Below are 23,016 nucleotides of genomic sequence, written 5' to 3'. Positions count from 1 at the left end.
CTTGCCTCTTCAGTTTCGAACGCGGGGGGTGGTGCCGAGCACGTCGTCGGTGTGCTGCCCGAGCTGCGGGGGTGCCGTGAAGATGCCGGGGGCACCTGTCTTGATGGGATTGCCGACCATCTTGGCGGTGGTTCCGTCCACAAGATCGACTTCGACGACCATCTCCCTGCGCTTGACGGTGGGGAAATCGAAGGCCTCTGCGACCGATTGCACGAGCGCGATGGGTACACCCTCGCGCTGGAATTCGCGCACCCAGTGATCGGAGGTGTCGGAGCGGAACTTCTTGGCGAGGATCTCTTCGAGTTGGTCGCGGTTGGTTTGACGGGCCGCGAGATCAGCGAATCGTGGGTCGGTGTTGAGCCACAGTTCATCGATCGCATGGCAGTAGCCGGTCCACCACCGCGGGATGGCGCTGGGTGTGGCGTATACGTGGCGGCCGTCACTGCACTCGAACGCCTGGCTCGGCGGCAGGGTTGCGTGCCGGGTGCCCATTCTCTCGTAGACGATGTTGTGGGTGAGATAGTCCTGCGCTTGCCACACCAGCAGACTGAGTTGCGCGTCGAGCAGGGAAATCTCGACATGTCGACCCTGCCCGTCCGTGCGTCGTCCGTGGACACCGGCGAGGATGGCCACAGCCGCGAAGAGACCTCCGGCCGTGTCACCGATCTGGTAGCCGACCCGCGCGGGCGGGCCGTCGGCCTCACCGGTCAAACTCATCACGCCGCTGAGCGCTTGTACCAGACTGTCCACTGCCGGGTAGTCCGCGTAGGGCCCTTCATTGTCGAACCCATAGATCGAGCACAGCACGATTGCCGGGTTGCGGGCATGCAGGGACTTGTAGTCGATGCCCAACCGCTCGAGAACACCCGGCCGGAAGTTGTGGCAGACGACGTCCGCCGATTCGACGAGGTCGAGAAACGCTTCCCGCCCCTCGGCAGCTTTCAGGTCGAGGACGACGCTTCGCTTGTTGCGGTTGACGCTGAAGAAGAAGGTACTGGCGCCGTCGATCTCATGGGGCGGGATGGCGCGTACCGGGTCCCCGGTCGGGGGCTCGATCTTGATGATTTCTGCACCGAGGTCACCGAGGAGCATGGTGGCGTAGGGACCGGCAAGGAAGTGCGACAGGTCGAGCACCTTCAGGCCGGTCAGCGGCAACTGCTGCTGGCCCGGTTGTTCACGGTTCCCGCTGTTGTCGACCGGGGTGTAAGAGACAGCGTCCTCAGGCATCGCGGGCTCCTTCCTGGTTGTCCAGCGTGACGAGCATCTTTCCGGTGTTCCTGCCGCGCAACATGTCCAGGAATGCCGTGGGTGCGTTCGCGATTCCATGCACGACGGTCTCGTCGTAGCGCAACCGTCCGTCGCGAACCCACTGTCCGACTTCGCGGTGGAAGTCCGGGCGGCGGTCGACGCTGTCGCTGACGATGAATCCCCGCATGGTGAGCCGCTTGGTGACCACCTGGAACAGGTTGCTCGGTCCAGGGACCGGCCCCTTGGCGTTGTACTGGGCGACCGCACCGCACGCAGCGATGCGTCCACCCACGTTGAGGACGTCGATCGCCGCTTCAAGGTGGTCGGCGCCGACATTGTCGAAGTAGACGTCGATTCCGTCCGGTGCGGCGGCGCGAAGCTGCTCGAGGACGGGGCCGTCCTTGTAGTTGAACGCCGCGTCGAAACCGAGGTCGTCGGTGAGGTAACGCACTTTTTCTGCCGAGCCGGCGCTGCCGATGACGCGCGGTGCGCCGCGCAGCTTGGCCATCTGACCGACGAGTGAACCGACCCCACCGGCCGCGCCGGAGACGAACACGGTGTCTCGCGGCGTGAACGCCGCTTTGTCGAAGAGCCCAACGTAGGCGCTCAATCCGGTCATGCCCAACACCCCAAGGTAGGCGCTGATGGGCACATCCGGATCGTGGATGACCGCGGCGTCCGTGTGGTCGAGCACGGCGTACTCGCGCCACCCCAATCGATGCTGGACGGTGGTACCGACGGCGATCTCAGGTGACCGGCTGGCAATTACTTCGCCGACGGCGGCGCCGTCCATCGCGTTGCCGATCTCGTACGGTGGTACATACGATTTGGTGTCGTTCATGCGGCCACGCATGTAGGGGTCGACGCTCATGATCCGGTTGCGGACCACGATCTGGCCGTCGACCGGTTGCTGGATCGGTGCCGCGACGATGTCGAAGTTGTCAGCGTCGGGCCAGCCCGACGGGCGCGAGACGAGTCTGACTTCGAGACCGTGCTCGGGTACTCGTGTATTTCCCATGTTGCTTGCTCCCTCGTTCTCCGAAATGTGGGCGTGCTCACCCGTGGGGTAAGACAACACCGCGAATGTTCTTGCCGTCCACCAGGTCCTGATAGCCCTGGTTGATCTCCTCGAGGGAATAGCGGGTGGTGATGAGCTCGTCCAGTTTCAGGTCACCCGCCTGGTAGAGGCCCAGGAGGCGGGGGATGTCGTATTGCGGATTCGCGGATCCGAACATCGTGCCCTTGATCGTCTTCTCCAGGACCACCATCATCGCGCCGGAAAGCTTGACGTTGACGTCATCACGGCCGGACAATCCGATCAGCACGACCGTTCCCCCTTTGCCGATCGCGTCGAAAGCGTGCGCAACGGTGTCCTCGCCGACGACACCGGTAGCCACGAGCGCTTGGTCCGCCCCTTGACCCCAGGTCATCTCGACCACCGCGGCGTGCGCCTGTTCGGCGGTGTCGAAGACGTGGGTGGCCCCCAATTTCAGGGCGGTATTGCGTTTGAACGACACCGGATCGACGACGACGATGTTCTTCGCGCCGGCCGCGGCGGCGCCTTGGACGGCGTTGATGCCGACTCCGCCGGCCCCGTAGATGACGACCGTGTGCCCGGGGCGGACGTTCCCGGCATACACCGCCGCTCCCCACCCAGTGGGGACACCGCAACTCACGAGTACCGCGCTGTCTAGCGGAAGGTACTCGTCGATCCTGACCACGGAGTTCTCGCGGACGACACCGTATTCGGAGAAGGTGCCCAGCGCGCACATCGCGCCGATATCAGTTCCCGAGTGTTGAAGGCGGAAGGTGCCGTCGGGCATACATCCCTCGGTTGCGCGTGCCCCGGAATCACACAGGTTCTGATGTCCAGTGGCGCAATAGCGGCAGCGGCCGCAGCTCGGGGTGAAGCTACACACGACGTGGTCGCCGGGTCTCACCCGCGTCACTGCAGGTCCGACCTCTTCGACCACCCCGGCACCCTCGTGTCCGGGAACGATCGGGAATCGGGTGCCGATGGTGCCGTCGGTCAGGTGCAGGTCCGAGTGGCACATCCCCGACGCCTCATAGCGGATCAGCACCTCCCCTGCTCGGGGACCGGAAAGGTCGAGTTCCATGATCTCGAATGGGGTGTTCACTGCCGTGAGCACAGCTGCCTTGGTCTTCATTTCATTTCCTCGTTTCGGTTCACAATGCGATGTTGACGGCCTTGACCTGGGTGTAGAGGGCGATGCCATCCGCTCCGAGTTCCCGACCCCACCCGGACTGCTTGTAGCCGCCGAAGGGCAGCGCCAGGTCGCTGGCGTTGTACTGGTTCACCCAGACCGATCCAGCCTTGATTCGCTTGACGACCCGGTGCGCGGTGGAGAGATTTCTCGTCCACACGCCCGCTGCGAGCCCGTAGATGGTGTCGTTGGCATGGGCGACCACCTCGTCCACACCACCGGCCGCGGAGAACGGCATCGCTGCAACGACAGGACCGAAGATTTCCTCCCGCACCACACTGAATTCGGGGCGCACGTCGACGAGAACTGTGGGCTCGACAAAGAAACCTCGTGTGCCCCAACGTTTTCCACCAGTTAGCACGCGGGCACCGTCCGCGATACCCTGGTCGATGTATCCCGTGACCCGGTCCAGCTGGTCCTGCGAGACGAGAGGACCCATCTGGGTGTTCGGGTCGAGTCCGGGGCCGATCTTCGTCGTCGCCACGTGCTGGGCGACCGCGTCCGTGAACTCGTCGAAGATGGAGTCTTCTACGAACAAGCGGGTGCCGGCGACGCAGGCCTGGCCCTGGTTGCTCAGCCACGCGTTGACGGATCCTGGCACCGCCTTGTCGAGATCGGCATCGGCGAACACGATATTGGGGCTCTTGCCGCCGAGTTCGAGCGAAACCTTCTTCAGGTTCCCCTTCGCCGCGTCGACGATCTTCCTCCCGACCTCGGTGGAGCCGGTGAAGGCAATCTTGTCCACATCGTCATGGGCAGCCAACGCCGCACCCGCATCCCCGAATCCGGTGACAATGTTGACCACACCCGGCGGCAGGCCGGCGTCGAGGAACACCTCGCCGAGCAGGAGTGCCGTCAAGGGGGTCTGCTCCGCGGGCTTGAGCACGACGGTGTTCCCCGCGGCGAGCGCGGGTGCCAGTTTGAACGCGGCCATCAGCAGCGGAAAGTTCCACGGAATGATCTGTCCGCAGACACCGATCGCCTCACGCAGGGTGTAGGCGTGGAACTCACCATCCGGGACCCTCGTCATCGATACATTGACGGTGCTGCCCTCGAGTTTGGTGGCCCACCCCGCGTAATAGCGGAAGAGATCCGCCGTGCGGGCGACGTCCGAGATCTTGGCGATCGAGGCCGGTTTGCCGTTGTCGAGGGATTCGATCTGGGCGAATTCGTCCGCGCGGGCATCGATTGCGTCGGCGATGCGCCACAACAGACGTTCCCGCTCGTTAGGGCGCATCGTGGTCCACGGTCCGGTCTCGAACGCCACGCGTGCCGCGTGAACGGCGCGGTCGATATCGATCGCACGTCCGCGAGGCGCCTGGCACAGCACTGCCCCCGTCGCGGGGTCGACGGTGGGGAACGTTTCGCCGTCGGCGGGATCTATCCAGTCCCCGCCGATCAACAGCTTCTTGGGCTGTGCCAGGAAGGTGCGGACCGAGGGAAGAAGCTGGTTTTCGATGGCAATGGTAGAGGTCACGGTCGTACTACTCCTAGATCAGGGGATGCGGACTCTCGCGGGGATCGATCGGTGAGGATGGGGGCGAGTTCGTCGAGGACACTGGGGTCTTCGATGGTCGACGGAATGGAGGCGGGCTCTCCGTCGACGAGTTGCCGGAGCGTGCGGCGCAGAATTTTTCCGGACCGGGTTTTCGGCAGGCCGCCGACCACATCGACCCGGGACAGCGACGCGATCGGCCCCACCTTGGTCCGGACCACGTGTGACAGTTCCTCCTCCAGACCCGAGCTGTCGTGTCCGATCTTCGTCACCACCAGCGCGCGGGGCACTTGGCCTTTGAGTGCATCGCGTTCGCCGATGACCGCGCATTCGGCCACAGCGGGATGGGAGGCGATCGCGGCTTCGATCTGCCCCGAGGAGAGCCGGTGACCGGCAACGTTCATCACATCGTCGGTACGCCCGAGCACGAACAGGTAGCCGTCTTCATCGACGTAACCCCCGTCCCCGGTGAGGTAATAGCCCGGGTATTTGCTGAGGTAACCGTCGATGTATCGGGTGTCGTCACCCCAGAGTCCGGTCAGGGCCCCCGGCGGTAACGGCAAGCGCAGGCAGATCGCTCCTTCCTCGTCGGCGGCGAGCCGGTACCCGACATCGTCGAGGATGTGCACCACGTAGCCGGGCAGCGGCACGGCCGCGGACCCGGGTTTGTTCGGAAGGGGTTCGAGTCCGCGAGGATTGGAGGCGATCGGCCATCCGGTTTCGGTCTGCCACCAGTGATCGGTCACGTCGACATCGAATGTGGTCGTCGCCCATTCATAGGTATCGGGATCGAGCCGTTCGCCGGCCAGGAACAGATTCTTCAGGCTGGAGGTGTCGTACCTCTGAAAATGCTCACCCCGTGGGTCGCTCCGCTTGAGTGCCCGGATCGCTGTCGGCGCGGTGAACACAGCTGCGACCCGGTGTTCCTCGACGATCCGCCAGAACGCGCCCGCGTCCGGTGTCCCGACCGGTTTCCCTTCGTACAGGACGGTTGTCGCGCCGACCAACAAGGGCCCGTAAACGATGTAGGAGTGTCCCACCACCCATCCGACGTCGCTCGCCGTGAACATCGCATCGCCAGGGCCGATGTCATACACATTCGCCATCGACCAGGCGAGGGCGACAGCGTGGCCTCCGTTGTCGCGGACGACGCCCTTGGGCCGGCCTGTGGTGCCCGAGGTGTAGAGGATGTACAACGGGTCGGTCCCCGCGACGGGGACGCAGTTCGCAGGTTCGATCCGCGATTCCATCATCTCCGTGTAGTCGACATCGCGGCTAGTCATCGACGCCTCGTACTGCGGGCGTTGCACCACCACACAGCGTGCGGGCGCGTGATCGGCGAGGTCGAGTGCGGCGTCGAGAAGAGGTTTGTATTCGACGATTCGGGTGGGTTCGATTCCGCACGAGGCCGAGACGATCACCACCGGTTCTGCGTCGTCGATCCGCGCCGCCAGCTCGGGAGCGGCGAATCCGCCGAAGACGACCGAGTGCACGGCGCCGAGGCGCGCACAGGCCAGCATCGCGATGACGGCCTCAGGGATCATCGGCATATAAAGCAGGACGCGATCGCCCTGACGGACGCCCAGGTGCCGAAGGACGCCCGCAAACTTCGCGGTGAGCGCCGTCAGTTTGGCGTAGGTGAACGACCTCTTCGATCCGGTGACCGGTGAGTCGTAGATCAGGGCCTGGCGTGCACCGTGCCCGGCCTGCACGTGTCGATCGAGAGCGTTGAAGCAGGTATTCAGTATGCCGTCCGGGAACCAGCGGTAGAGCGGCGCGTTGCGTTCGTCGAGCGTCACCGCAGCTGGGCGATCCCACTCGATCGCACGGGCCGCCTGTGACCAGAATGCGGTGGGGTCGGTGGTGCTGAGTTTGTATTCGTCTCTATAGGTCATGTGATGCTCCGAAGATTGTCGCGAAATGCTCGGACCTGCCCCGGCAGAATGCATCCTGCGGTCTGTAGCATCGGGCTATGTCTTTCGCCCCGCCCCCGACCCGTGCCGCCGCTGTCCTCGATCAGTTGCGCGCCGAAATCGTCGGGGGGGTACTCGCCCCCGGTGAGATCCTCAAGGACGCGGAGTTGGCCGCCCGTCTGGGCGTCAGCATCACCCCGGTACGAGAGGCGATCGCGGAACTCGCCCGAGAGGGACTCGTCGAGGTCTCGCCCAACCGATGGCGGCGGGTTGCGTCGATGACCCTGGAGCAGGCCGTCGCCACAATCGACGTCCAGTTCGTCCTCTTCGGCGGCGCCGTCGAGCGCGCCGTGCCCCGGTTCACCGACGAGGACATCGAACAGCTCGAGGCGAGCGTGGCCGAGATGCGCCGTGCCATCGGCGACGGCGAACCCGCCAGTACCGCGAGGGCGGTCGCTCAGTTCTTCGATCTCACCATCACCCGCGCCGGAAATGCAGAACTGTCGGGCGTGTGGAATCTGGTTTTCGGCCGGGGCCGGCGCTTCATGGGCTTGACCGCGACGAGCAACCTGTGGCAGCTGTGGCTCGACGGATTCACCGAAGTCTTCGCTGCCGTCCAGAATCGTGATGCAGACCTGGCCGGGCAACGGGTACGGGAAATGGCCACGACGATCCGGGAGACGACCCTGGGGCCCGATGCCCACGGCTACATCCTTGGTGCGCCCAGCTCCAATCCCCCGAACGGGCACTGACCCCGCCGCGAAACGTGGCGAGCCCCCTTGTTCAGTGGGCAACGGACTGCCTCACCCGGATGAATCCGCGGTAGCCCTCGGCCGCTACCGAGTCGCACAGTTCCCGGTATGCACCGACGCCCCCAACATAGGGCAGGAACACTCGCGGCTTACCCGGAATGTTCGCGCCCATGTACCACGACGCCGCCATAGGAAACAGTGTGTCGTCTGCAAGTTCGCGCAGATGGTCGACCCAGCCGTCCTGCGCTTCCCGGGTTGGCTCGATCATTCCCACACCGTCCGCAAGCGAACGTTCGACCAGGTCCGATATCCACTCCACATGCTGTTCGATGGATGTCATCATGTTGCTCATCACCGAAGGACTGCCGGCGGTCGCGATGGTGAACATGTTGGGGAAACCTGCACAGGCGACACCGAGGTAGCTTCGAGGTCCTGCCGCCCACGTTTGACGCAGTATTTCACCACCTCGCCCGATGATGTCGATGTTGTTGATCGCGCCGGTCATCGCGTCGAAGCCGGTGGCGAAGACGATCGCATCGACCGCGTACTCGGTGGTGCCGGTACGCACACCGCGCTCGGTTATTGTGTCGATGGGATCGGTTCGGATGTCGACCAGTTCGACATCGTCGCGGTTGAAGGTCGCGTAATAGCCGGTGTCGACGCACGGTCGTTTCGTCGCGAAGGGGTAACTGGTGGGTGTCAAGGTCTCGGCAACGGCCGGGTCCTCGACGATCGCACGGATCTTCTCGCGGAGGAATTCCGCTGCTGTCTCGTTTGATTCGAGGTTCTTTTTCAAGTCGGCGTAGGCGTTGGCGAAATTCAGGCCGCCCTCCTGCCAGAGCGCTTCGTACCGTGCGCGTCGACGGTCCTCGGGGACGTCGATTGCATTCTCCGTGTTGTCGATCCGGTAGACGCCGCCGGAGTTGTAGCGTGCAATTCGCCGACGCTCCGGGTAGTTGGCCTTTACTTCGCGCACGAAGTCGTCGTCGAGCGGGCGGTTGCGCGCAGGGAGGCTGAAGTTCGGTGTGCGCTGAAAGACGGTGGTACGGGCGGCTTGCGCCGAGATGAGGGGGATGGACTGAATACCGGACGAACCCGTGCCGATGACCGCGACCCGTTTCCCGGTGAAGTCGACGCCGTCGTGCGGCCAGTCTCCGGTGTGGTAAGTCGGTCCGGAGAAATTGTCGATTCCAGGAATGGCGGGGACGTTCCCGACGGAGAGGCACCCAGTCGCGAGAATGAAGTACCTCGCTGTTACTTCCACCCCGGAATCGGTGGTGATTCGCCACTTCTCGCCGCGTTCGTCGAAGACGGCCGACACTACCTGCGTGTCGAATTCGACGTTGGTGCGCAAATCGAATCGGTCCGCGACGTGCTTGGCGTATCTCAGGATCTCTGGCTGCGTTGCGAAACGCTCCGACCATCGCCATTCCTGCTCCAGTTCAGAGGAGAAGGAGTAAGAGTAGTCGACACTTTCGATGTCGCAGCGCGCTCCCGGATACCGGTTCCAGTACCAGGTGCCGCCCACATCTGTGCCGCGTTCGTACACACGCACCGACAGACCCATGCCACGCAGCCGATGCAACATGTACATGCCCGAGAAACCGGCACCCACAATCACTGCATCGAACTTCGTCTGGTTGTCGTGGTTCCTGGTTGACGTGGAGGTGTCGAGGAGAGTCATCGGGAAATCTCTTTCGCGGTAGTGGTGAGGAAGTGAACTATCTCGTCCGCAACGAAGTCGAGCGCGGATCTGCTGGCGGGGAGCACCCCGAAAAGGGTGAAGAATCCGTGCATTTGGTCCTCGTAGTGCCGAGAGACGACCGCCACACCCGCCTGGCGGAGACGGTCGGCGTACTCGATCGCCTCGTCGCGGAGCGGATCGTGTTCGGCGGTCACCACGATCGCGGGCGGGAGCTCGGCGAGATTCGGCGCATGCAGGGGCACGGCCTCGATGTCGGTTCGGGCCGATCGGTTTGGGTCGTAGTGGTTCCAGAACCATATGATGGTCTCGCGGGTGACCAGAAGTTGGTTTTCACTATTCAGGTAAGAATCCCGATTGAAGTTGGAATCCGTTGCAGGATAGACTAATAGCTGAAGAGCTATGCGTGGATGCGCCGCCTCCCGTGCACGGTGGGTGACGACGGCAGCTAGGGTGCCGCCAGCGCTGTCGCCACCCACGATCAGGGGCGCAGCCGACCCCGCGATCCGTTCGATGTGCTCGTGCACCCACAGCAACGCCGCCCACGCATCGTTCACCGCAGTCGGGAATCGGTGCTCGGGTGCGAGTCGATAGTCGACGAGGGCGACGGCGCATCCCGTGGTGTCCGCCAGGAAACGGCCGAAAAGCTCGGACTGTTCTATCCCTCCGAGCACCCAACCACCGCCGTGGTAGTACACCACCACTGCGCGAACCGAGCCGCGTGGAACCAGCAGTCGAACTCGTATGTTCCCGCCCGACACTGCGATCACCTGGTCTGACACTGACGACATCTCGCGCCGATCAGCCGGCAAAGTCCCCTTTCCACGCGCAAGTCGTGTGGGAAACGCGCGCGCCTCGTCAACGGTCATACGGTGCAATGGTCTCTCGCCGAGAGCTGCGATTTGCGCGAGCAAGTTCTTTGTCGCCACATCGACTGCCACATCAACTCCTATAATGCAGGATGCATTCTTGTAGTGAGACCCTGTCGGCACATACTCCGACAGTGCCACCACCGCCGGTCACTCTGCTGCGTACTCCACCCGGCCCGTCGGCCGAAACTCCAGGTCCTTCGTTTCCGGACCCCACAGCGCCCCTACAAGAATGAGCACTCCTCCGATCACGATCAGCGGAATCGCCGTCACCGTTTCGGGCAGGAACGTGCCCAAACCCAACAGATAGAAGCTGTAGAAGCTCGGGATCAAAAGGGACAGACTGTATCCCATCGCGAAGCCCGACGAACGCACACTGGTACCGAACCGCTCGTTGACATACACCGTCGCAACACCGAACACCGAACTGATTACGACCTGAACCACGAGGGACGCGGCAATGATACCGAGTGTTCCTTCGATCAGGTCCGACATGAAGACGTAGTACGCAGCACTGCCGGCCACCGCGATCACAATCCCCATCGTCGCAAGAAACTTGCGGCGCCCGACGCGCTGGCTCGTCACGCCCGCCGCCACGAATCCCGCATACAACACCACATTCGTGACCAACAGCGCCCACGTCACCGTAGTCGCGTCGATCTTGTGGAAGTTCTTCAGCTTGTCGGGCACCACGGAAGCCACCATCGACGACGTCAGCCACAGTCCGGTCATCAGAACGAACACCTGCCAAAACGAGCGGCGCTCCGATCCGAACATCACTTGCCGTAGCGGGGACTTGGCCTTGGCGGACTCTTCCCAGAGGTCTGACTCGGGAAGATGCTTCCGCCGGTATATGAGGAAGGCGAAACCGCACGCTGCCCCGAACAAGAACGCAACTCGCCAGCCCCACTGCACGTACGGGGAGTCGAGTCCGCCGGCCGGTGCGATCTCGAGCATCACGAGTGTCACCAGGGAGATGATCACGAATGCGGCGCAATAGGCGCCGGCCAAGATCCCTCCTACCAGGCCCCGCTTCTCGCGGTCGCAATATTCGTAGGCGAGCGGAACGGCAGCGGTGTACTCGCCACCGAGAAAGATGCCGTCGATGAAGCGGAGCCCCACCAGCAGGACAATCGACCACATTCCCACCGTCTGGTACCCCGGGAGAAATGCGATCAGGAGAGTGCATACCGAGAACCCGGCCACCGAGATCATCGTGATCCGGCGCCGTCCGAGCCGGTCGGCCATCGAACCGAAGAGCAGGGCGCCGATCGGTCGGCCGAGGAGGGTGGCTGCGAAGGTCATGAAGTAGATCGTCGACTTCATGGCCGGTGACAGGTCCGCCGGCTGGAAGTAGATGATCGCCGGCACCAGAGCGATGACGGGGAGGTAGATGTCGATGAAGTCGACCAGCAGTCCCTGGTAGGCGCCGACAATTGCCTTTCGTCGCTTCCCTGGATCGACCTTGCGCCCGGCGTAGCCGAACTCTGAGCTGGTTATCGCTGTCATGCAAAGCTCCTTGTGCATGGCCCCTGACGTGGGGTTTTCAAGTGTCAGCGGACTGTAAACCCGGACAGAGACAAAGCCTAGGTGGCTTGAGTCACGTCGTCAATGCTAAATGCATTCTGCATCACATCTGGGTAGAATCAAGTTGCTTACTCCGGAAGCGGCGATTCAGGGCACGTCGGGCCCGTGCACAGAAATGGGTTCAGATCACCTCGCCAACTCAACAAGGGTGTCGCCAACACGTCCACGGAGGCACCGAGCCTGGTAGGGCCTGCGTGCGCGCACCTCACGGTGACTGCTTTACCCCGCGGTCCGGTGGAGCAGTCTCGGATTCCACCTGTGAGGACACACGATGGCCACTACCTCTCCCCTACATCAATCCAGCGGCGGTACCGGGCATCCGGCAAACCGGGAGTCCACGCTCACCGCTCAGGTTCGGGCGTACAAAGACGCGCGCCGTCGGAGGCTTCACGCCATCGCGGGTGAGAGAGCTCGTCGTCAGGTTTCCCGGGAAACCCAGGAGATTGTCGACTTCGCCCAGATGTGGATCCCCTACGGTGGAGCACCAAATGACGAGATATTCCTGCGCTTTGGTATGTCAGCTGCCCGATTCTCCGACCGGCTCTGGCAGGCGGTCTCGGACATGAGATGCAACACGCAGGCCGTGCAGCGGTTAGCCGAGGTCTACCCCCGACAGCGGTTGCTACCCCTCCCCACCCCCCACTCCGGTCATGAATGCTCTTCCGGGGACGAATAGGACCGCGTTGCGCTGCGTCGCGAATCTCCACCTATCAGCAGCCCGTTCGCCGGTGCCACGAGCCCCGCGAATAACGCGATCGGTGATGCGATAGGTACACCGACCCGGCCATCCGCTCAGTGGAGGAACGAATCCCCCTGGAACTGACCGGGCGGTCTTGCCACGGGGCCAAGGGCGCCAGCACCGAAATCGCATCGATCAAGGTTGCGGCTCCGGCCGCTGCGACGAAGGTGATCGACCGTGCCATCGAGGTCTTCGGTGGCGCGGGTGTGAGTGACGACTTCCCGCTGGCGTAATTTCTACAGTTGGGCTCGATTTCTGCGTATCGTCGACGGACCGGATGCGGTCCACCGACGCTCGTTTGCGCGCAACGAGCTACGGCGGGAACGGCCCTACGTCGGTTGATTTCGCTCGTGGTCGGCACGGTCCGGCGCGGATACCTGCACCGGACCGTGCTGACAGGAAATCACGGTCGTCGGGCAGGTCCGCCGACGAGGCCGGTGATCAAGGCGGCAAGCGCCATCGCAACGAGTACCGCACCGTAGACGAGTTCGGTCTGCAATAGTCCGAACGGTGCCACCATGCGTCCGGCGATAATCGCCGGAATGCTGAACGACAGGTAGCTAACGACATACAACGCCGCGAACACCTCGGCCCGCTGGTGTGGTTCCACCAACGGGCTGAGGTGTTGGATGCTGCCGGAGAAGGCGGAACCGAAGCCGACGCCCGCCACGGCGGTGCCGATGAAGAACACCGGGACGGATCCGACGCCGATGCCGATCAGGGTGATCGTCACACCGGCCGCCAGCGCGCATGCCCCGATGAGCGTGGTGGTTCGACTGTCACGCTCGCGAAGAACGATGGGGGCCAGCGCGCCCACTCCGTTGAGCACAGCGATGGCCACGCCGCTCGCGAGCCCGGCGTGGATATGCAGAATCTCGGTCATCGTCGACGGGATCAGGGAAAGGTAGAGACCTCCCAGCATCCACACACTGATGATGGCCGGAACACTGGCGAGAAAAGCTGTGTGGGCTGTGGGTGGAATCGACACTCGGGGAATGAGCGAGCCGAGGGCGCCCGGCCGGGGTGTAGCCGATTCGGGGATGAAGAAGGTCAGCACGCCGGTGACGGCGAAGAACACGGCAAGGGAGAGGAAAGTCGACAACACCGGGGTGTCGGAGAACTGAAGGATCAACCCGGAGCTCAAAGCGCCCAGTGCGAGACCCGCAAGTGGTGAGATGCTGCCCAGCATGGCTCCGACGTGCTTCTTGTCCGGTGGAGCTGCCTCCACGATCGCCGCGGTCAGGGCGCCGGTGACGATGCCCGTCGCGAGTCCCTGCACGACTCGCGCGGCGATGATCCAGTAGACGCCATCGGCCGCGACGAACATCGCCATGGCGCCGATCTGTACGAGAATGCCGGCGACGACCACCGGTTTCCGCCCGATGTGGTCGGAGACCGCGCCGGCCGTCAGCAAGGCGACGAGCAAGGCGATCGCGTACACGGCGAAGATAACGGTGAGGGTGGACGCGCCCAGGGACCAACGGTTCTGGAAGAGAACGAACAGGGGCGATGGAGCGCTCGCGGCGAAGAAGAACGCGAGGAGTTCCACGCTCAACAAGGGCAGGGCGAGGATTCTGGAGGTTCGTGCGCTGCGCTCGCGTGTGTGGATGGAGTAAGGCATCCCTCTCCTTAAAGCGAAGATGTGTGCAATAAGGATGATGGTAGACCGGGCGAATCCCTTAAAGCAAAGTGCTGTGCGTTAAACTAGCCTCATGTCGTCTGATTCTGTTCCCGCCCGCCGTACCGGCGGCCGCACCGCGCTGGTCATCGCGGCAGTACGCGACGCCGTCGAGGATCTAATCGCAGAAAGCGGCACAGATCGGGTCACCGTGCCCGCTGTCGCCGCCCGCGCAGGGGTCAGCCCCTCCAGCATCTACAGACGATGGGGCGACGTCGGAAGCCTCGTGGCCGAGGTCGCGACGCTGCGCCTAGACCCCGACCGGCCGCTTCCCGACACCGGGAACATTCGCGACGACCTACGGGAATGGGCGCGGGAACTGTACGGGCACCTGGCTCGTCCCACCAAGGCGTCGTTACTGCGCGCCTCCGCCGTGCTCGCAGACGACGGCGAGACCAACTGTCTGGCCTCGCGCCGAGACGAAGCGGACAGGCTCGTCGAGCGCGCACGTGCACTCGGACAGGTCACCCCCAGCGTGCGGCAGATCATGGATCACCTCGTTGCGCCCATCATCTATCGCATCACCTTCGAACCCCACACCGTCGACGACAGATTTCCGGAAACGCTCGTCACCGAACTCGATCGGATCACAGAACCGAGCTGACACGAACGGCCCGCGGAAAACTTCGTGGCCTCGCACCAAGCAAATTGGTACTCGAACCACAGGCCACACACCCATTCCGAGGAAGCGCCGACGGGCACCGGCAATCGGCCAGTCAGGCCTCGCGACCGGGCGGAGGGCGCGGGTTCCGGCGTGCGTGCGGGGTGAGCAACTTCACTGCGACTAGAAGGTCCAGAACATCGTCGAAACGCCGGAGGTCCTTCCCGGTACGCTCCGCGATACGGTCCAGTCGGTAATAGGCGGTGTTGCCATGGACAAACAAAGTCTCCGCTGCCGCCTTCGCATTGAGGTTGGCCTTCGCGTATGCCTCCAGCGTGTCGATATACACCCGATCCGCAGCAAAGTCGTCCTCCACGAAACGTCGGACCGCGGGATCGATGAGACGGCGCGCGGTCTCGTCCCCCTTGGTGATGAGGTATTCGAACGTTGTCAGGTCACCGAGCGGCTTGACCCCCGGGCGATCGGACAATGCCTCGCGAGCGGTGACGGCTTCGCAGTAGGCCTGAGGAACTCCCCCGAGACCGAGGTGCACGGTGCTGATACCGATCGTGAGTTCGATTCCCTGTGCGCGCAAGGTCTCGAAGGCACGCGTCAAACTGTGGAGGACGGCCTCACCGTTTCCGTCGTCCGCCGGAAAGATGCCGATGAATTCGCCGTGCCGAAAGGCGATCAGGCCGCGGGTGCGCGCGTGGTCTGCACCCGCCACTCCCAACGCACGAACGATGACCTGCCTGCTTCCACCGTCTCCGGTCGCGAGACCGGAAGCGACCACGACCGTCGAGCCGAGATCGAGTCCGGCCGTCCGTAGCGTCGCCTGCCTCGAACCCACAGTGGGTGTCTTGCCGGCAAGCAGATCGTCGACGAGGTCGCGGGCCGCCCTCGCAGCGTCTGCGAGCAAGAACTGCTGTGCTTCCAAGTACCCTTCTGCGGCGATCGTGCTGCCCCCTTCGATCACCCCCATGATGAATCTGACGGAGTCGGTCGCCGCGACCTGCAGGTCAGGGTGTTGTTGTGCAATTTCGAGGACGCTCTCCCAAAGAGTCAACTGGCTGATCCGGAACGCCTGGAGGAAGTCGGCGAGAGGGATCGACTGCGTCACTCTGCGCAGGGCGTGGTTTCCGGTGACCCGGAAGTCATCCCGCGAAGGAAACTGGTCCTGCGCCAGGCTGCGGGCGAACGTGTCGAAGACATCACGGCAGTGGGCCGCAACGTCTTCACGCAAACCGGGATCCGCATTGTTCCGATAACTCGGTACCTGCTCGCAGATCCGGGTTGCGGCAAGTGCGGCCACATCATGCACCGCGTCCTCGACGTGGCGTGCGAGCTCTCGCGTCAGCTTCTGTGTGTCGGAGTGCGGTCGGTCGACCACGGGTGTCACCCCTTATCGATTGCCGGAAACGGAGCGCCTCCCGGTCCGAGAGCACCTACCGCTCCGGTGTGCCGGGATTGTCGGCATCTCACACGCTAGTCCGGCAGTTGCGGCGCCGGGTCGCATCGAGGCTCGGTGTCGGTCAAGGTCAAGGTACCTGCTCCGGGATCATTCCAGGAACTACCCCACGATTGGTCGATCACCCACAAAGCAATCTGTGACCCGGACACTGTGCGTGCTCGATCGCGTGCGCTTATCGTGCGGCAAAATCCAGCACCTCCGCATTGCGGTGCTGCGTCAATTCGATTCTCAGGGGGCGTTATGGTTCGTGAACTCGCACAAATCGACGTGGATCCAGGAACGGCCGACACGTTCGAAGCAGCAGTCGGGAAAGCTGTTGCACTGTTCGACGCCGCCGAAGGCTGCACAGGCGTTCGATTACACAGGTCGGTCGAGGTGCCGAACCGATACTGGCTGATCGTGCAATGGAGCACGATCGGCCATCACACGGAATTCCGGAACACCCCCGCCTTCGAGGACTGGCGCGCCCTGGTCGGCGAGTTCTTCGTCTCCAGTCCTGTCGTCGAACACCTCGACCAGGCCGCCCTCGGATTCTGAGACCTGGCACGGGGTGCTTCCTCGACGGCAGTCCCGCAGAACGAATCGAAGCCAGGATGGTCCCCGCGGCGAGTTATGTGGCAGGAGGCACGCGCCGTGGAATTGTCCGACGGGAGCATCCATGAGGACATCGGAATCGGAATACGAATTCGTGATCGTCGGATCTGGTGCCGGTGGAGATCCACTCGCTGCAAGCTTCGCCGCCTCGGGACATCGCGTGCTCGTGCTCGACGCTGGTGACGACCACTCCTGCGTCTACTACGAGTGATCAGCCTGTGGCCGGGAGCCGCCGTGGACTCCCGGCCGGCTGTTGCACTCAGCCGAGCTGCCGGATCACGGCCTCGCCAACCTTGCGCGCACTGCTCGGATTCTGCCCTGTGATCAGTCGGCCGTCCTCGACGACGAACGGATCGAACGGGTTCGGTGCGAGGGTGAACTGAGCTCCCCGGCGCCGCAGTTCATCTTCCAGGTTGAACGGGACCGCGTCGCCGCGCTGCGCGAGTTCCTCTTCCTTCCACGTGAATCCGGTCACCGAGCGGTCCTTCACGAGGTATTCACCGTCGCGGGTCTTGACCTCGAGCAACCCGGTGGGACCGTGGCACACCGCGGAGACGATCTTCCCCGCCTCGTAGAACTGGGCGATCAGTTCGGCGAGCGTCCGGCTCTGTGGGAAGTCGAACATCACACCGTGTCCGCCGGTCAGGTAGATCGCGTCGAAGTCCGCCGCATCCACATCCGCAACAGACACCGTCTTCTCGAGAAGATCCATGAAATCGCGATCCGCGTAACGCTTCCCGGTCCCGAGATCGCCCAGGAAGTCGTGGGACAAACTCTCCGGATCGATGGGAACACGGCCGCCCGCAATGCTGGCGATCGTCAGATCCAGTCCTGCCTCCTCTGCCACATCCCAGAAATGCGTGAGTTCGCCGAGCCACAAGCCGGTTCGGTAACCAACTTTCTCGTACTCGCCGATGCTGGTGACGATGACGAGAACCTTCGAGCGAGTTGTCATGTGCTTTACCTCTTCGTGTCGTGAGTTATTCGGTGTCAGGTCAGGTCGTCGCGGGACCCACGTGCCACTCTGCTGAGTAGCGAACGAAATAAAGCGCGCTCGCTACCGTCGAGCACGCGGAGAACCGACTCTTCGGCGACGCGCACATTGCGTTCGAGGACGGTGTAGTGCGCGGTTCCAAGATCCGTCGGGACAACCTTCCGGGCGCGGCGGTCGACCGGATCCTGTACTCGCTCGACGAGACCCGCTTCTACCAGTGCATCGATCACATACGTGATGACGGTGCGATCGATTCCGAGGTAGTCGGCGAGACCGAGCTGAGTAGGTAATTCCTTGCGCAACACGGTGTGGAGCAATTGGTAGCTCCGCGTGCCATGGGGTAGTTCAGCGACGGCCGTCGCTACCAGACTGTGAAAGCGGCGCTGGAGTGTGCTGACCGACCAACCCAGGTCGCAGTCCGCATCTGCGACGTTACCCGGCAGACTCTGCGGTTGCCCCGATGAATTGACCATGTGACGAACTGTAAGAACAGATCTTCTGCTTCACCAGGGAATAGGTCACAAGCTCGTTTGTACGCCCGCACAGGGCGTGACACGCCGGCGCCCGGCCCGAGTGAGCGCACCTCCAGCGACAAGTTGTGACCGAACCACAGGGCTCCTCCCGATACGTTGTGGGGTGGTCATCGTGTGTTGGCCATCACATGCAGGAATAGTCGAGGACCATACGGACCGGATGCGGTGAACCCGCAGTCCGTGCCACACCCGACATCGCCAGATTCCGCGGCGAAGCTCCCAACCGTGAGGCCAAATGACCACGAAACTTCCCGTGCCCGAAAGCAGCACCTCAGCGAACCAGCCACGATCGATGTTCAGGATCGCTACCGCATCGCTCGTCGGGACGACCATCGAGTTCTACGACTTCTTGATCTACGGGACTGCAGCGGCGCTCGTCTTCGGCCCGCTCTTCTTTCCCTCCCTCGGCGCGGGTGCGGCCACACTGGCATCCATCGCCACGTTCGGCGTGGCCTTCGTGGTCCGCCCCCTCGGTGCAATCCTGTTCGGCCACTACGGCGATCGTCTGGGACGCAAGAAGACTCTCGTGACCACCCTCCTCATCATGGGAGGCTCCACCTTCGCGATCGGTCTCATGCCGACCGCCGACGCGATCGGGGCGGCAGCCCCAATCTTGTTGGTAGCGCTCAGGGCGCTGCAGGGGCTGGCCCTAGGTGGCGAGTGGGCGGGCGCCGCGCTCCTGACTTCGGAATATGCCGACCACGGCAAGCGAGGCCGATACAGCATGTACCCACAGCTCGGACCAGGCCTCGGAGTCGCATTATCCAGCGGAACCTTCCTGGTCACCGGGCTGGGGATGAGCCCGGAGAACTTTATCGACTGGGGCTGGCGCATCCCGTTCCTGGCCAGCGCCGTACTCATCGCGGTCGGTCTCTGGGTGCGGTTGAACATTGCCGAGACACCTGCCTTCGCGAGGACCATCGCCACCAAGGAGCAAGTCAAGCTGCCTTTCGCGGACGCGCTGCACGACCAATGGCGCCAGATCCTCTTGGGTGGCGGCATGCTGTCGATGACGTTCGGCTCCTTCTACATCGCCATTGTCTTCCTCACCAGCTACGCCGGCCGGGGCGAGACCGGTGTGCTTGGTCTGTCGCGGGAGACAATTCTCATCGTCAACATCCTCGCCGCCGGGGTGCTCTCCGCGGCGGTCATCGGCTCTGCGATCTGGTCCGACCGGATCGGCAGACGGCGAGTTCTGCTCACGGGAACCATTTTCGGAATTGTCGCAGGCCCGCTCGCGTTCGCCGTCATGGAGCCCGGAAGCGCAATCTCCTTCTTCCTCGCGATGAGCCTTCTGATGCTGGTGCTCGGCATACCCTACGGCCCTGCCGCCGCCTACCTCCCAGAGCTCTTCAAAACCCGATACCGCTACACCGGCGCCGGGATGAGCTACAACCTCGCCGGCATCCTCGGCGGCGCCCTCCCGCTCGTTGTCGCCGATCCGCTGATCAAGGCCTTCGGAGGAATGGGCGTGGCCTACTTCCTCTCCGCCCTCGGTGTGGTCAGTACAGGCTGTCTGCTGCTCCTGAAGGAGACCAAGGACGTCGCAATTGCCGACACCAATGCCGGATCTCGCATCGCCTGACCCCTCGATCGCAGGTGGGCCGCTCGGACGAATGCGGGCGGCTCACCTGTCACCAGAACTGGAGACAATTATGAGCAACCAACTGCTTCCTGGGCACATGACTGAAATGGTGATCACTGAGCCCGGGGGACCTGACGTGCTACAGCCACGGCGGGCCCCGGTCCCGACTCCCGATGACGACGAGGTACTCGTACGTGTGGGGGCGGCGGGGGTCAACAGGCCTGACGTCATGCAGCGCAGGGGTGAGTATCCGATGCCACCCGGGGTCAATCAGACGCCTGGCCTCGAGATCGCCGGCGAGATAGTCGCCGTAGGTAGCAACGTCACCCGTTTCGCAGCGGGAGATATCGTGTGTGGACTCACCGAAGGCGGCGGGTACGCCGAATACTGCGTCCTACCGGCCTCGCAGACCCTACCTGTACCTCATGGCATGAAGGCGAGCGAGGCGGCTGCCATCCCAGAGACCTTCTTCACCGTCTGGGCCAACGTCTTCCACATAGGTCGAGCGGCGCCTGGCGACACGCTTCTCGTCCACGGCGGCACCAGCGGCATCGGATCGACCGCACTCATGCTCGCCAAGGAGTTCGGGATCCGAACCATCGCCACCGACGACGGCCCCGAAAAGTGCAAGGCCATACTCGAACTCGGCGCCGAGTCCGCCATCGACTTCCGTGAACAAGACTTTGCCGAAGCCGTCCTCGACTGGACCGACGGCCGGGGCGTCGACATCATCCTCGATATCGTGGGGGGTGCCTACCACGAACGCAACATCGCATCGCTGGCAACGGACGGGCGGTTACTGTCGATCGGCTTCCTTGGCGGTGAGGTTGCGCCGCAGGTGAACCTGCTCACCATCGCGCTCAAACGCGCGACTCTGACTGGCTCGACGATGCGGTCACGAGCCGCGCACGAGAAGGCGGTGATCTCATTCGATTTGCAGGCGAAGGTGTGGCCCGCGCTCACCGCAGGCCGCTGCCATCCGGTCATCCACGAGGTGTTCCCCTTGGCGCGAGCTGCGGACGCCCACCGGATGATGGAGAGCGGCCGGCACATTGGAAAGATCGTTCTGAACGTCACGGAATGACAATGTCCTCCATCGGACCGCTGAACCCGAAGATAACGACGACCACCCCTGACTTCGAGAGTTCCGCCGGTTCGAGGGTGAATCCCCAATCCGAAAACGAGGTGACGCACTTGCTAAACCGTGGCAAGCCACGACCGAGACTGTTGCAGATGCGCGCCGCTCCTCTTTTCGGATTCTAGTGGCCCGTGACAGAAGTCTTTGGACGGTACGACAGAATTTTCCCGGCAGATACCGAGTTCGCGAGGTACCGGTGCCTGACTCGGGACCTCGCCGAAAGCCTAAAGGTTCGATACATGCCCGTAATCATCCTTCACGCTGCGATCGCATTCGCCATGCTGCTGACACCCCGCCGTGTCGCGGAGACGATCCAACGCATGCTCACAAATATCGCAGTCGCGCAGGCCACTGCGAGATGGTTGGCAATGGCCGCGAGCGAAAACCAAGAGGACTCCGGCCATGATCCGCTGAGAGACGGACCGGCCGAGCCGAACGTCGCGACCCAGTGAGCCGACCACTCTGGAGCGCGGGCATTTGGTGGGCGTTCGCCGATCCCGCAAGCAATTTCAGTGGGCGTATCGGTTCTCGCGCGCGGAATAAACTGGTGCTGCATCGCTTTTGTGTACACCACGGCGGAACAGCTGATCGGTCAAGATTGCGAACCGTCGCTCGACCTGGTTGATCCAGGAGAACCGGTCAGGGTGAAGTAAGCCTGAAAACGTGGGAGCTTGACCAACCAGTCGCCCACTGCAGGGCTCTCGCTGTGGCTCGGACGTCCAGAATTCCGAGGGCAACACAGACACGATCGAGGTGTGAGAATCCGTGAACTCTCGTGAGTACCGCCAAATGCGCCAAGGGTGGCGGAGGGACGCAAACCGCATACGCCACCACCGTGACATCGAGACGAACCGCGTCATCGAGTTTGCCAGCAGGTGGGCGCCGTACGGGGGCGCGACCGAGGAGGAAATTCTCGTCGAGTTCGGAATGACGCCACGCCGGTTCATCGAGCGATTGTGGCAGGTCATCCCTGATTCGAACTGCACCCAGGACCAAGTGAGCCGGTTGGCGAGCGCATACCCTCCCGATGACGAGGTTCCTCCCCCGCTCCTTAAGCCCCGCCCATCCGTTCGTGGGCTACCAAATTAGAGCTTGTCTCATGTGGGAAGTTTCTTGAAGCAGGTCAGTGCGGCGGCGAGGTGGAGGAATGCGGCGAAGTGTTCGCCGTGGCGTTCGTAGCGGATGGTCAGGCGTCGGTAACTTGGTGAGCCAGGCGATGGTGCGTTCGATTTTCCACCTGTATCGGCCGAGCCGATCGTTTCGGTCGATCCCGCGTCGGGCGATGCGCGGGACGATGCCCCGCGCGCGCAGCCAACGACGGTGGACGTCGTAGTCGTAGCCCTTGTCGGCCCGGAGTTTCCCGGGTCTACGGCGACGCGGACCACGCCTGGACTTCACCGGAGGAATCGCACCGACCATCGGCTGCAGCAGGGTGCTGCCCAAGGGTGTTCGCTCCGGAAACGTCAACGGCCAGCGGAATTCCGTTCGAATCGGAAAGGACATGGATCTTCGATCCCTTCTTGCCTCGATCGACCGGGCTGGGTCCGGTCAGCGAGCCCTCATTTTTGCCCGGACGCTTGCTGCGTCCAGGATCGCTTCCGACCAGTCGAGTTTGCCGGCGCCGCCGAGCCGGTCAAGCACCTCGCGATGCAGTTTTTCGAATACCCCGGCCGCCGCCCATGCGGTGAACCGGCGGTGCGCGGTAGGAACGGTCACTCCGAACGAGGGCGGAAGGTGCCGCCACGCGCACCCACTTGTCAGCACGAACACGATCGCGGTAAAGATCGCACGATCGTCGACCGGCGCGCTCCCACCTCCCTGCGGGCGTGCGGCGAAGCGCGGAATCAACGGTTCCGCGATCTCCCACAATGCATCCGGCACCAACCGCAGCG

20 protein-coding genes and 2 pseudogenes are annotated in these 23,016 nt (G+C 63.2%); 9 read left to right on the top strand and 13 right to left on the bottom strand.

Going from position 1 to position 23,016, the window contains the following annotated elements; all coding sequences use genetic code 11:
- Nucleotides 1-9: 9 nt before the first annotated feature.
- Genes R4P95_RS26095 through R4P95_RS26075 form a run of 5 tightly spaced genes read right to left on the bottom strand, consistent with a single transcriptional unit; the run spans nt 10 to nt 6,863 of the window.
- Nucleotides 10-1,227, bottom strand: a complete 1,218-nt coding sequence (locus R4P95_RS26095; protein ID WP_317745658.1) for a CoA transferase — start codon at nt 1,225-1,227, stop codon at nt 10-12.
- Nucleotides 1,220-2,266 (bottom strand): NADP-dependent oxidoreductase, encoded by a 1,047-nt coding sequence (locus R4P95_RS26090; RefSeq protein ID WP_317745659.1) that lies wholly within the window; start codon nt 2,264-2,266, stop codon nt 1,220-1,222. Before R4P95_RS26090 ends, R4P95_RS26095 begins: the two co-directional genes overlap by 8 nt.
- A 37-nt stretch (nt 2,267-2,303) precedes the next feature.
- The gene (locus tag R4P95_RS26085; RefSeq protein ID WP_317745660.1) at nt 2,304-3,416 is read right to left on the bottom strand and encodes an NDMA-dependent alcohol dehydrogenase; all 1,113 of its coding nucleotides are present in this window, start codon (nt 3,414-3,416) and stop codon (nt 2,304-2,306) included.
- 19 nt (nt 3,417-3,435) lie between these two features.
- Entirely contained in the window at nt 3,436-4,950 is a 1,515-nt protein-coding gene (locus R4P95_RS26080) for an aldehyde dehydrogenase family protein (protein ID WP_317745661.1), read from the bottom strand.
- A complete protein-coding gene (locus R4P95_RS26075; RefSeq protein WP_317745662.1) occupies nt 4,947-6,863 on the bottom strand; it encodes an AMP-binding protein in 1,917 nt (638 codons plus the stop codon). The genes R4P95_RS26080 and R4P95_RS26075 overlap by 4 nt, the downstream gene beginning before the upstream one ends.
- Nucleotides 6,864-6,940: 77 nt before the next feature.
- Here R4P95_RS26075 and R4P95_RS26070 point away from each other — a divergent pair, with 77 nt between their 5' ends.
- The gene (locus R4P95_RS26070) at nt 6,941-7,633 is read left to right on the top strand and encodes a GntR family transcriptional regulator (protein ID WP_317745663.1); all 693 of its coding nucleotides are present in this window, start codon (nt 6,941-6,943) and stop codon (nt 7,631-7,633) included.
- Between the two features lie 31 nt (nt 7,634-7,664).
- Here the strand turns inward: R4P95_RS26070 and R4P95_RS26065 are convergent, their stop codons facing one another.
- The 3 genes from R4P95_RS26065 to R4P95_RS26055 are packed head-to-tail and all read right to left on the bottom strand — an operon-like array spanning nt 7,665 to nt 11,713.
- Complete coding sequence (locus R4P95_RS26065) at nt 7,665-9,317, bottom strand: NAD(P)/FAD-dependent oxidoreductase (RefSeq protein ID WP_317745664.1); 1,653 nt, start codon at nt 9,315-9,317, stop codon at nt 7,665-7,667.
- Nucleotides 9,314-10,348 (bottom strand): alpha/beta hydrolase, encoded by a 1,035-nt coding sequence (locus R4P95_RS26060; RefSeq protein WP_317745665.1) that lies wholly within the window; start codon nt 10,346-10,348, stop codon nt 9,314-9,316. Before R4P95_RS26060 ends, R4P95_RS26065 begins: the two co-directional genes overlap by 4 nt.
- Before the next feature lie 6 nt (nt 10,349-10,354).
- Nucleotides 10,355-11,713: an MFS transporter gene (locus R4P95_RS26055; RefSeq protein WP_317745666.1), complete on the bottom strand. Its 1,359-nt coding sequence runs from the start codon at nt 11,711-11,713 to the stop codon at nt 10,355-10,357.
- Nucleotides 11,714-12,631: 918 nt separating this feature from the next.
- Between R4P95_RS26055 and R4P95_RS26050 the strand changes: the two are divergent.
- Nucleotides 12,632-12,872 (top strand): annotated as a pseudogene (locus R4P95_RS26050) (acyl-CoA dehydrogenase family protein); the annotation flags it as partial.
- 61 nt (nt 12,873-12,933) lie between these two features.
- Here the strand turns inward: R4P95_RS26050 and R4P95_RS26045 are convergent.
- A complete protein-coding gene (locus tag R4P95_RS26045) occupies nt 12,934-14,151 on the bottom strand; it encodes an MFS transporter (RefSeq protein WP_317745667.1) in 1,218 nt (405 codons plus the stop codon).
- Between the two features lie 91 nt (nt 14,152-14,242).
- Between R4P95_RS26045 and R4P95_RS26040 the strand changes: the two genes are divergently transcribed.
- On the top strand, nt 14,243-14,812 hold the full coding sequence (locus tag R4P95_RS26040) for a TetR/AcrR family transcriptional regulator (protein ID WP_317745668.1): 570 nt from the start codon (nt 14,243-14,245) through the stop codon (nt 14,810-14,812).
- Nucleotides 14,813-14,924: 112 nt separating this feature from the next.
- On the opposite strand, the gene R4P95_RS26035 is transcribed toward R4P95_RS26040, so the two are convergent.
- Nucleotides 14,925-16,199 carry a helix-turn-helix domain-containing protein gene (locus R4P95_RS26035; RefSeq protein WP_317745669.1) on the bottom strand — a complete coding sequence of 425 codons (1,275 nt, stop codon included), beginning with the start codon at nt 16,197-16,199 and terminating at the stop codon, nt 14,925-14,927.
- Nucleotides 16,200-16,520: 321 nt separating this feature from the next.
- On the opposite strand from R4P95_RS26035, the gene R4P95_RS26030 reads away from it, so the two are divergent.
- Together R4P95_RS26030 and R4P95_RS26025 are read left to right on the top strand one after the other, a co-directional pair.
- Complete coding sequence (locus R4P95_RS26030) at nt 16,521-16,817, top strand: antibiotic biosynthesis monooxygenase family protein (RefSeq protein WP_317745670.1); 297 nt, start codon at nt 16,521-16,523, stop codon at nt 16,815-16,817.
- Between the two features lie 121 nt (nt 16,818-16,938).
- Nucleotides 16,939-17,085, top strand: coding sequence for a hypothetical protein (locus tag R4P95_RS26025; RefSeq protein ID WP_317745671.1), 147 nt, complete (start codon nt 16,939-16,941; stop codon nt 17,083-17,085).
- A gap of 48 nt (nt 17,086-17,133) precedes the next feature.
- Here the strand turns inward: R4P95_RS26025 and R4P95_RS26020 are convergent, their stop codons facing one another.
- Complete coding sequence (locus R4P95_RS26020; RefSeq protein ID WP_317745673.1) at nt 17,134-17,829, bottom strand: type 1 glutamine amidotransferase domain-containing protein; 696 nt, start codon at nt 17,827-17,829, stop codon at nt 17,134-17,136.
- A gap of 35 nt (nt 17,830-17,864) precedes the next feature.
- A complete protein-coding gene (locus R4P95_RS26015) occupies nt 17,865-18,341 on the bottom strand; it encodes a MarR family winged helix-turn-helix transcriptional regulator (RefSeq protein ID WP_317745674.1) in 477 nt (158 codons plus the stop codon).
- Nucleotides 18,342-18,693: 352 nt separating this feature from the next.
- Here R4P95_RS26015 and R4P95_RS26010 point away from each other — a divergent pair, with 352 nt between their 5' ends.
- From R4P95_RS26010 to R4P95_RS25995, 4 genes are all read left to right on the top strand, one after another.
- Nucleotides 18,694-19,986, top strand: coding sequence for an MFS transporter (locus R4P95_RS26010; RefSeq protein ID WP_317745675.1), 1,293 nt, complete (start codon nt 18,694-18,696; stop codon nt 19,984-19,986).
- 97 nt (nt 19,987-20,083) lie between these two features.
- Nucleotides 20,084-21,070, top strand: coding sequence for an NAD(P)H-quinone oxidoreductase (locus tag R4P95_RS26005; RefSeq protein WP_317745677.1), 987 nt, complete (start codon nt 20,084-20,086; stop codon nt 21,068-21,070).
- A gap of 293 nt (nt 21,071-21,363) precedes the next feature.
- The gene (locus R4P95_RS26000; RefSeq protein WP_317745678.1) at nt 21,364-21,576 is read left to right on the top strand and encodes a hypothetical protein; all 213 of its coding nucleotides are present in this window, start codon (nt 21,364-21,366) and stop codon (nt 21,574-21,576) included.
- Between the two features lie 337 nt (nt 21,577-21,913).
- Entirely contained in the window at nt 21,914-22,213 is a 300-nt protein-coding gene (locus R4P95_RS25995; RefSeq protein ID WP_317745729.1) for a DUF3263 domain-containing protein, read from the top strand.
- A gap of 8 nt (nt 22,214-22,221) precedes the next feature.
- On the opposite strand, the pseudogene R4P95_RS25990 reads toward R4P95_RS25995, so the two are convergent.
- Nucleotides 22,222-23,005, bottom strand: a pseudogene (locus R4P95_RS25990) (IS5 family transposase).
- Between the last annotated feature and the right edge of the window lie 11 nt (nt 23,006-23,016).

Origin of the sequence: Rhodococcus sp. IEGM 27 (assembly GCF_033142305.1) — a bacterium.
GTDB lineage: Bacteria > Actinomycetota > Actinomycetes > Mycobacteriales > Mycobacteriaceae > Rhodococcus_F > Rhodococcus_F oxybenzonivorans.
This window is presented reverse-complemented; position numbering and strand designations above follow the sequence as displayed.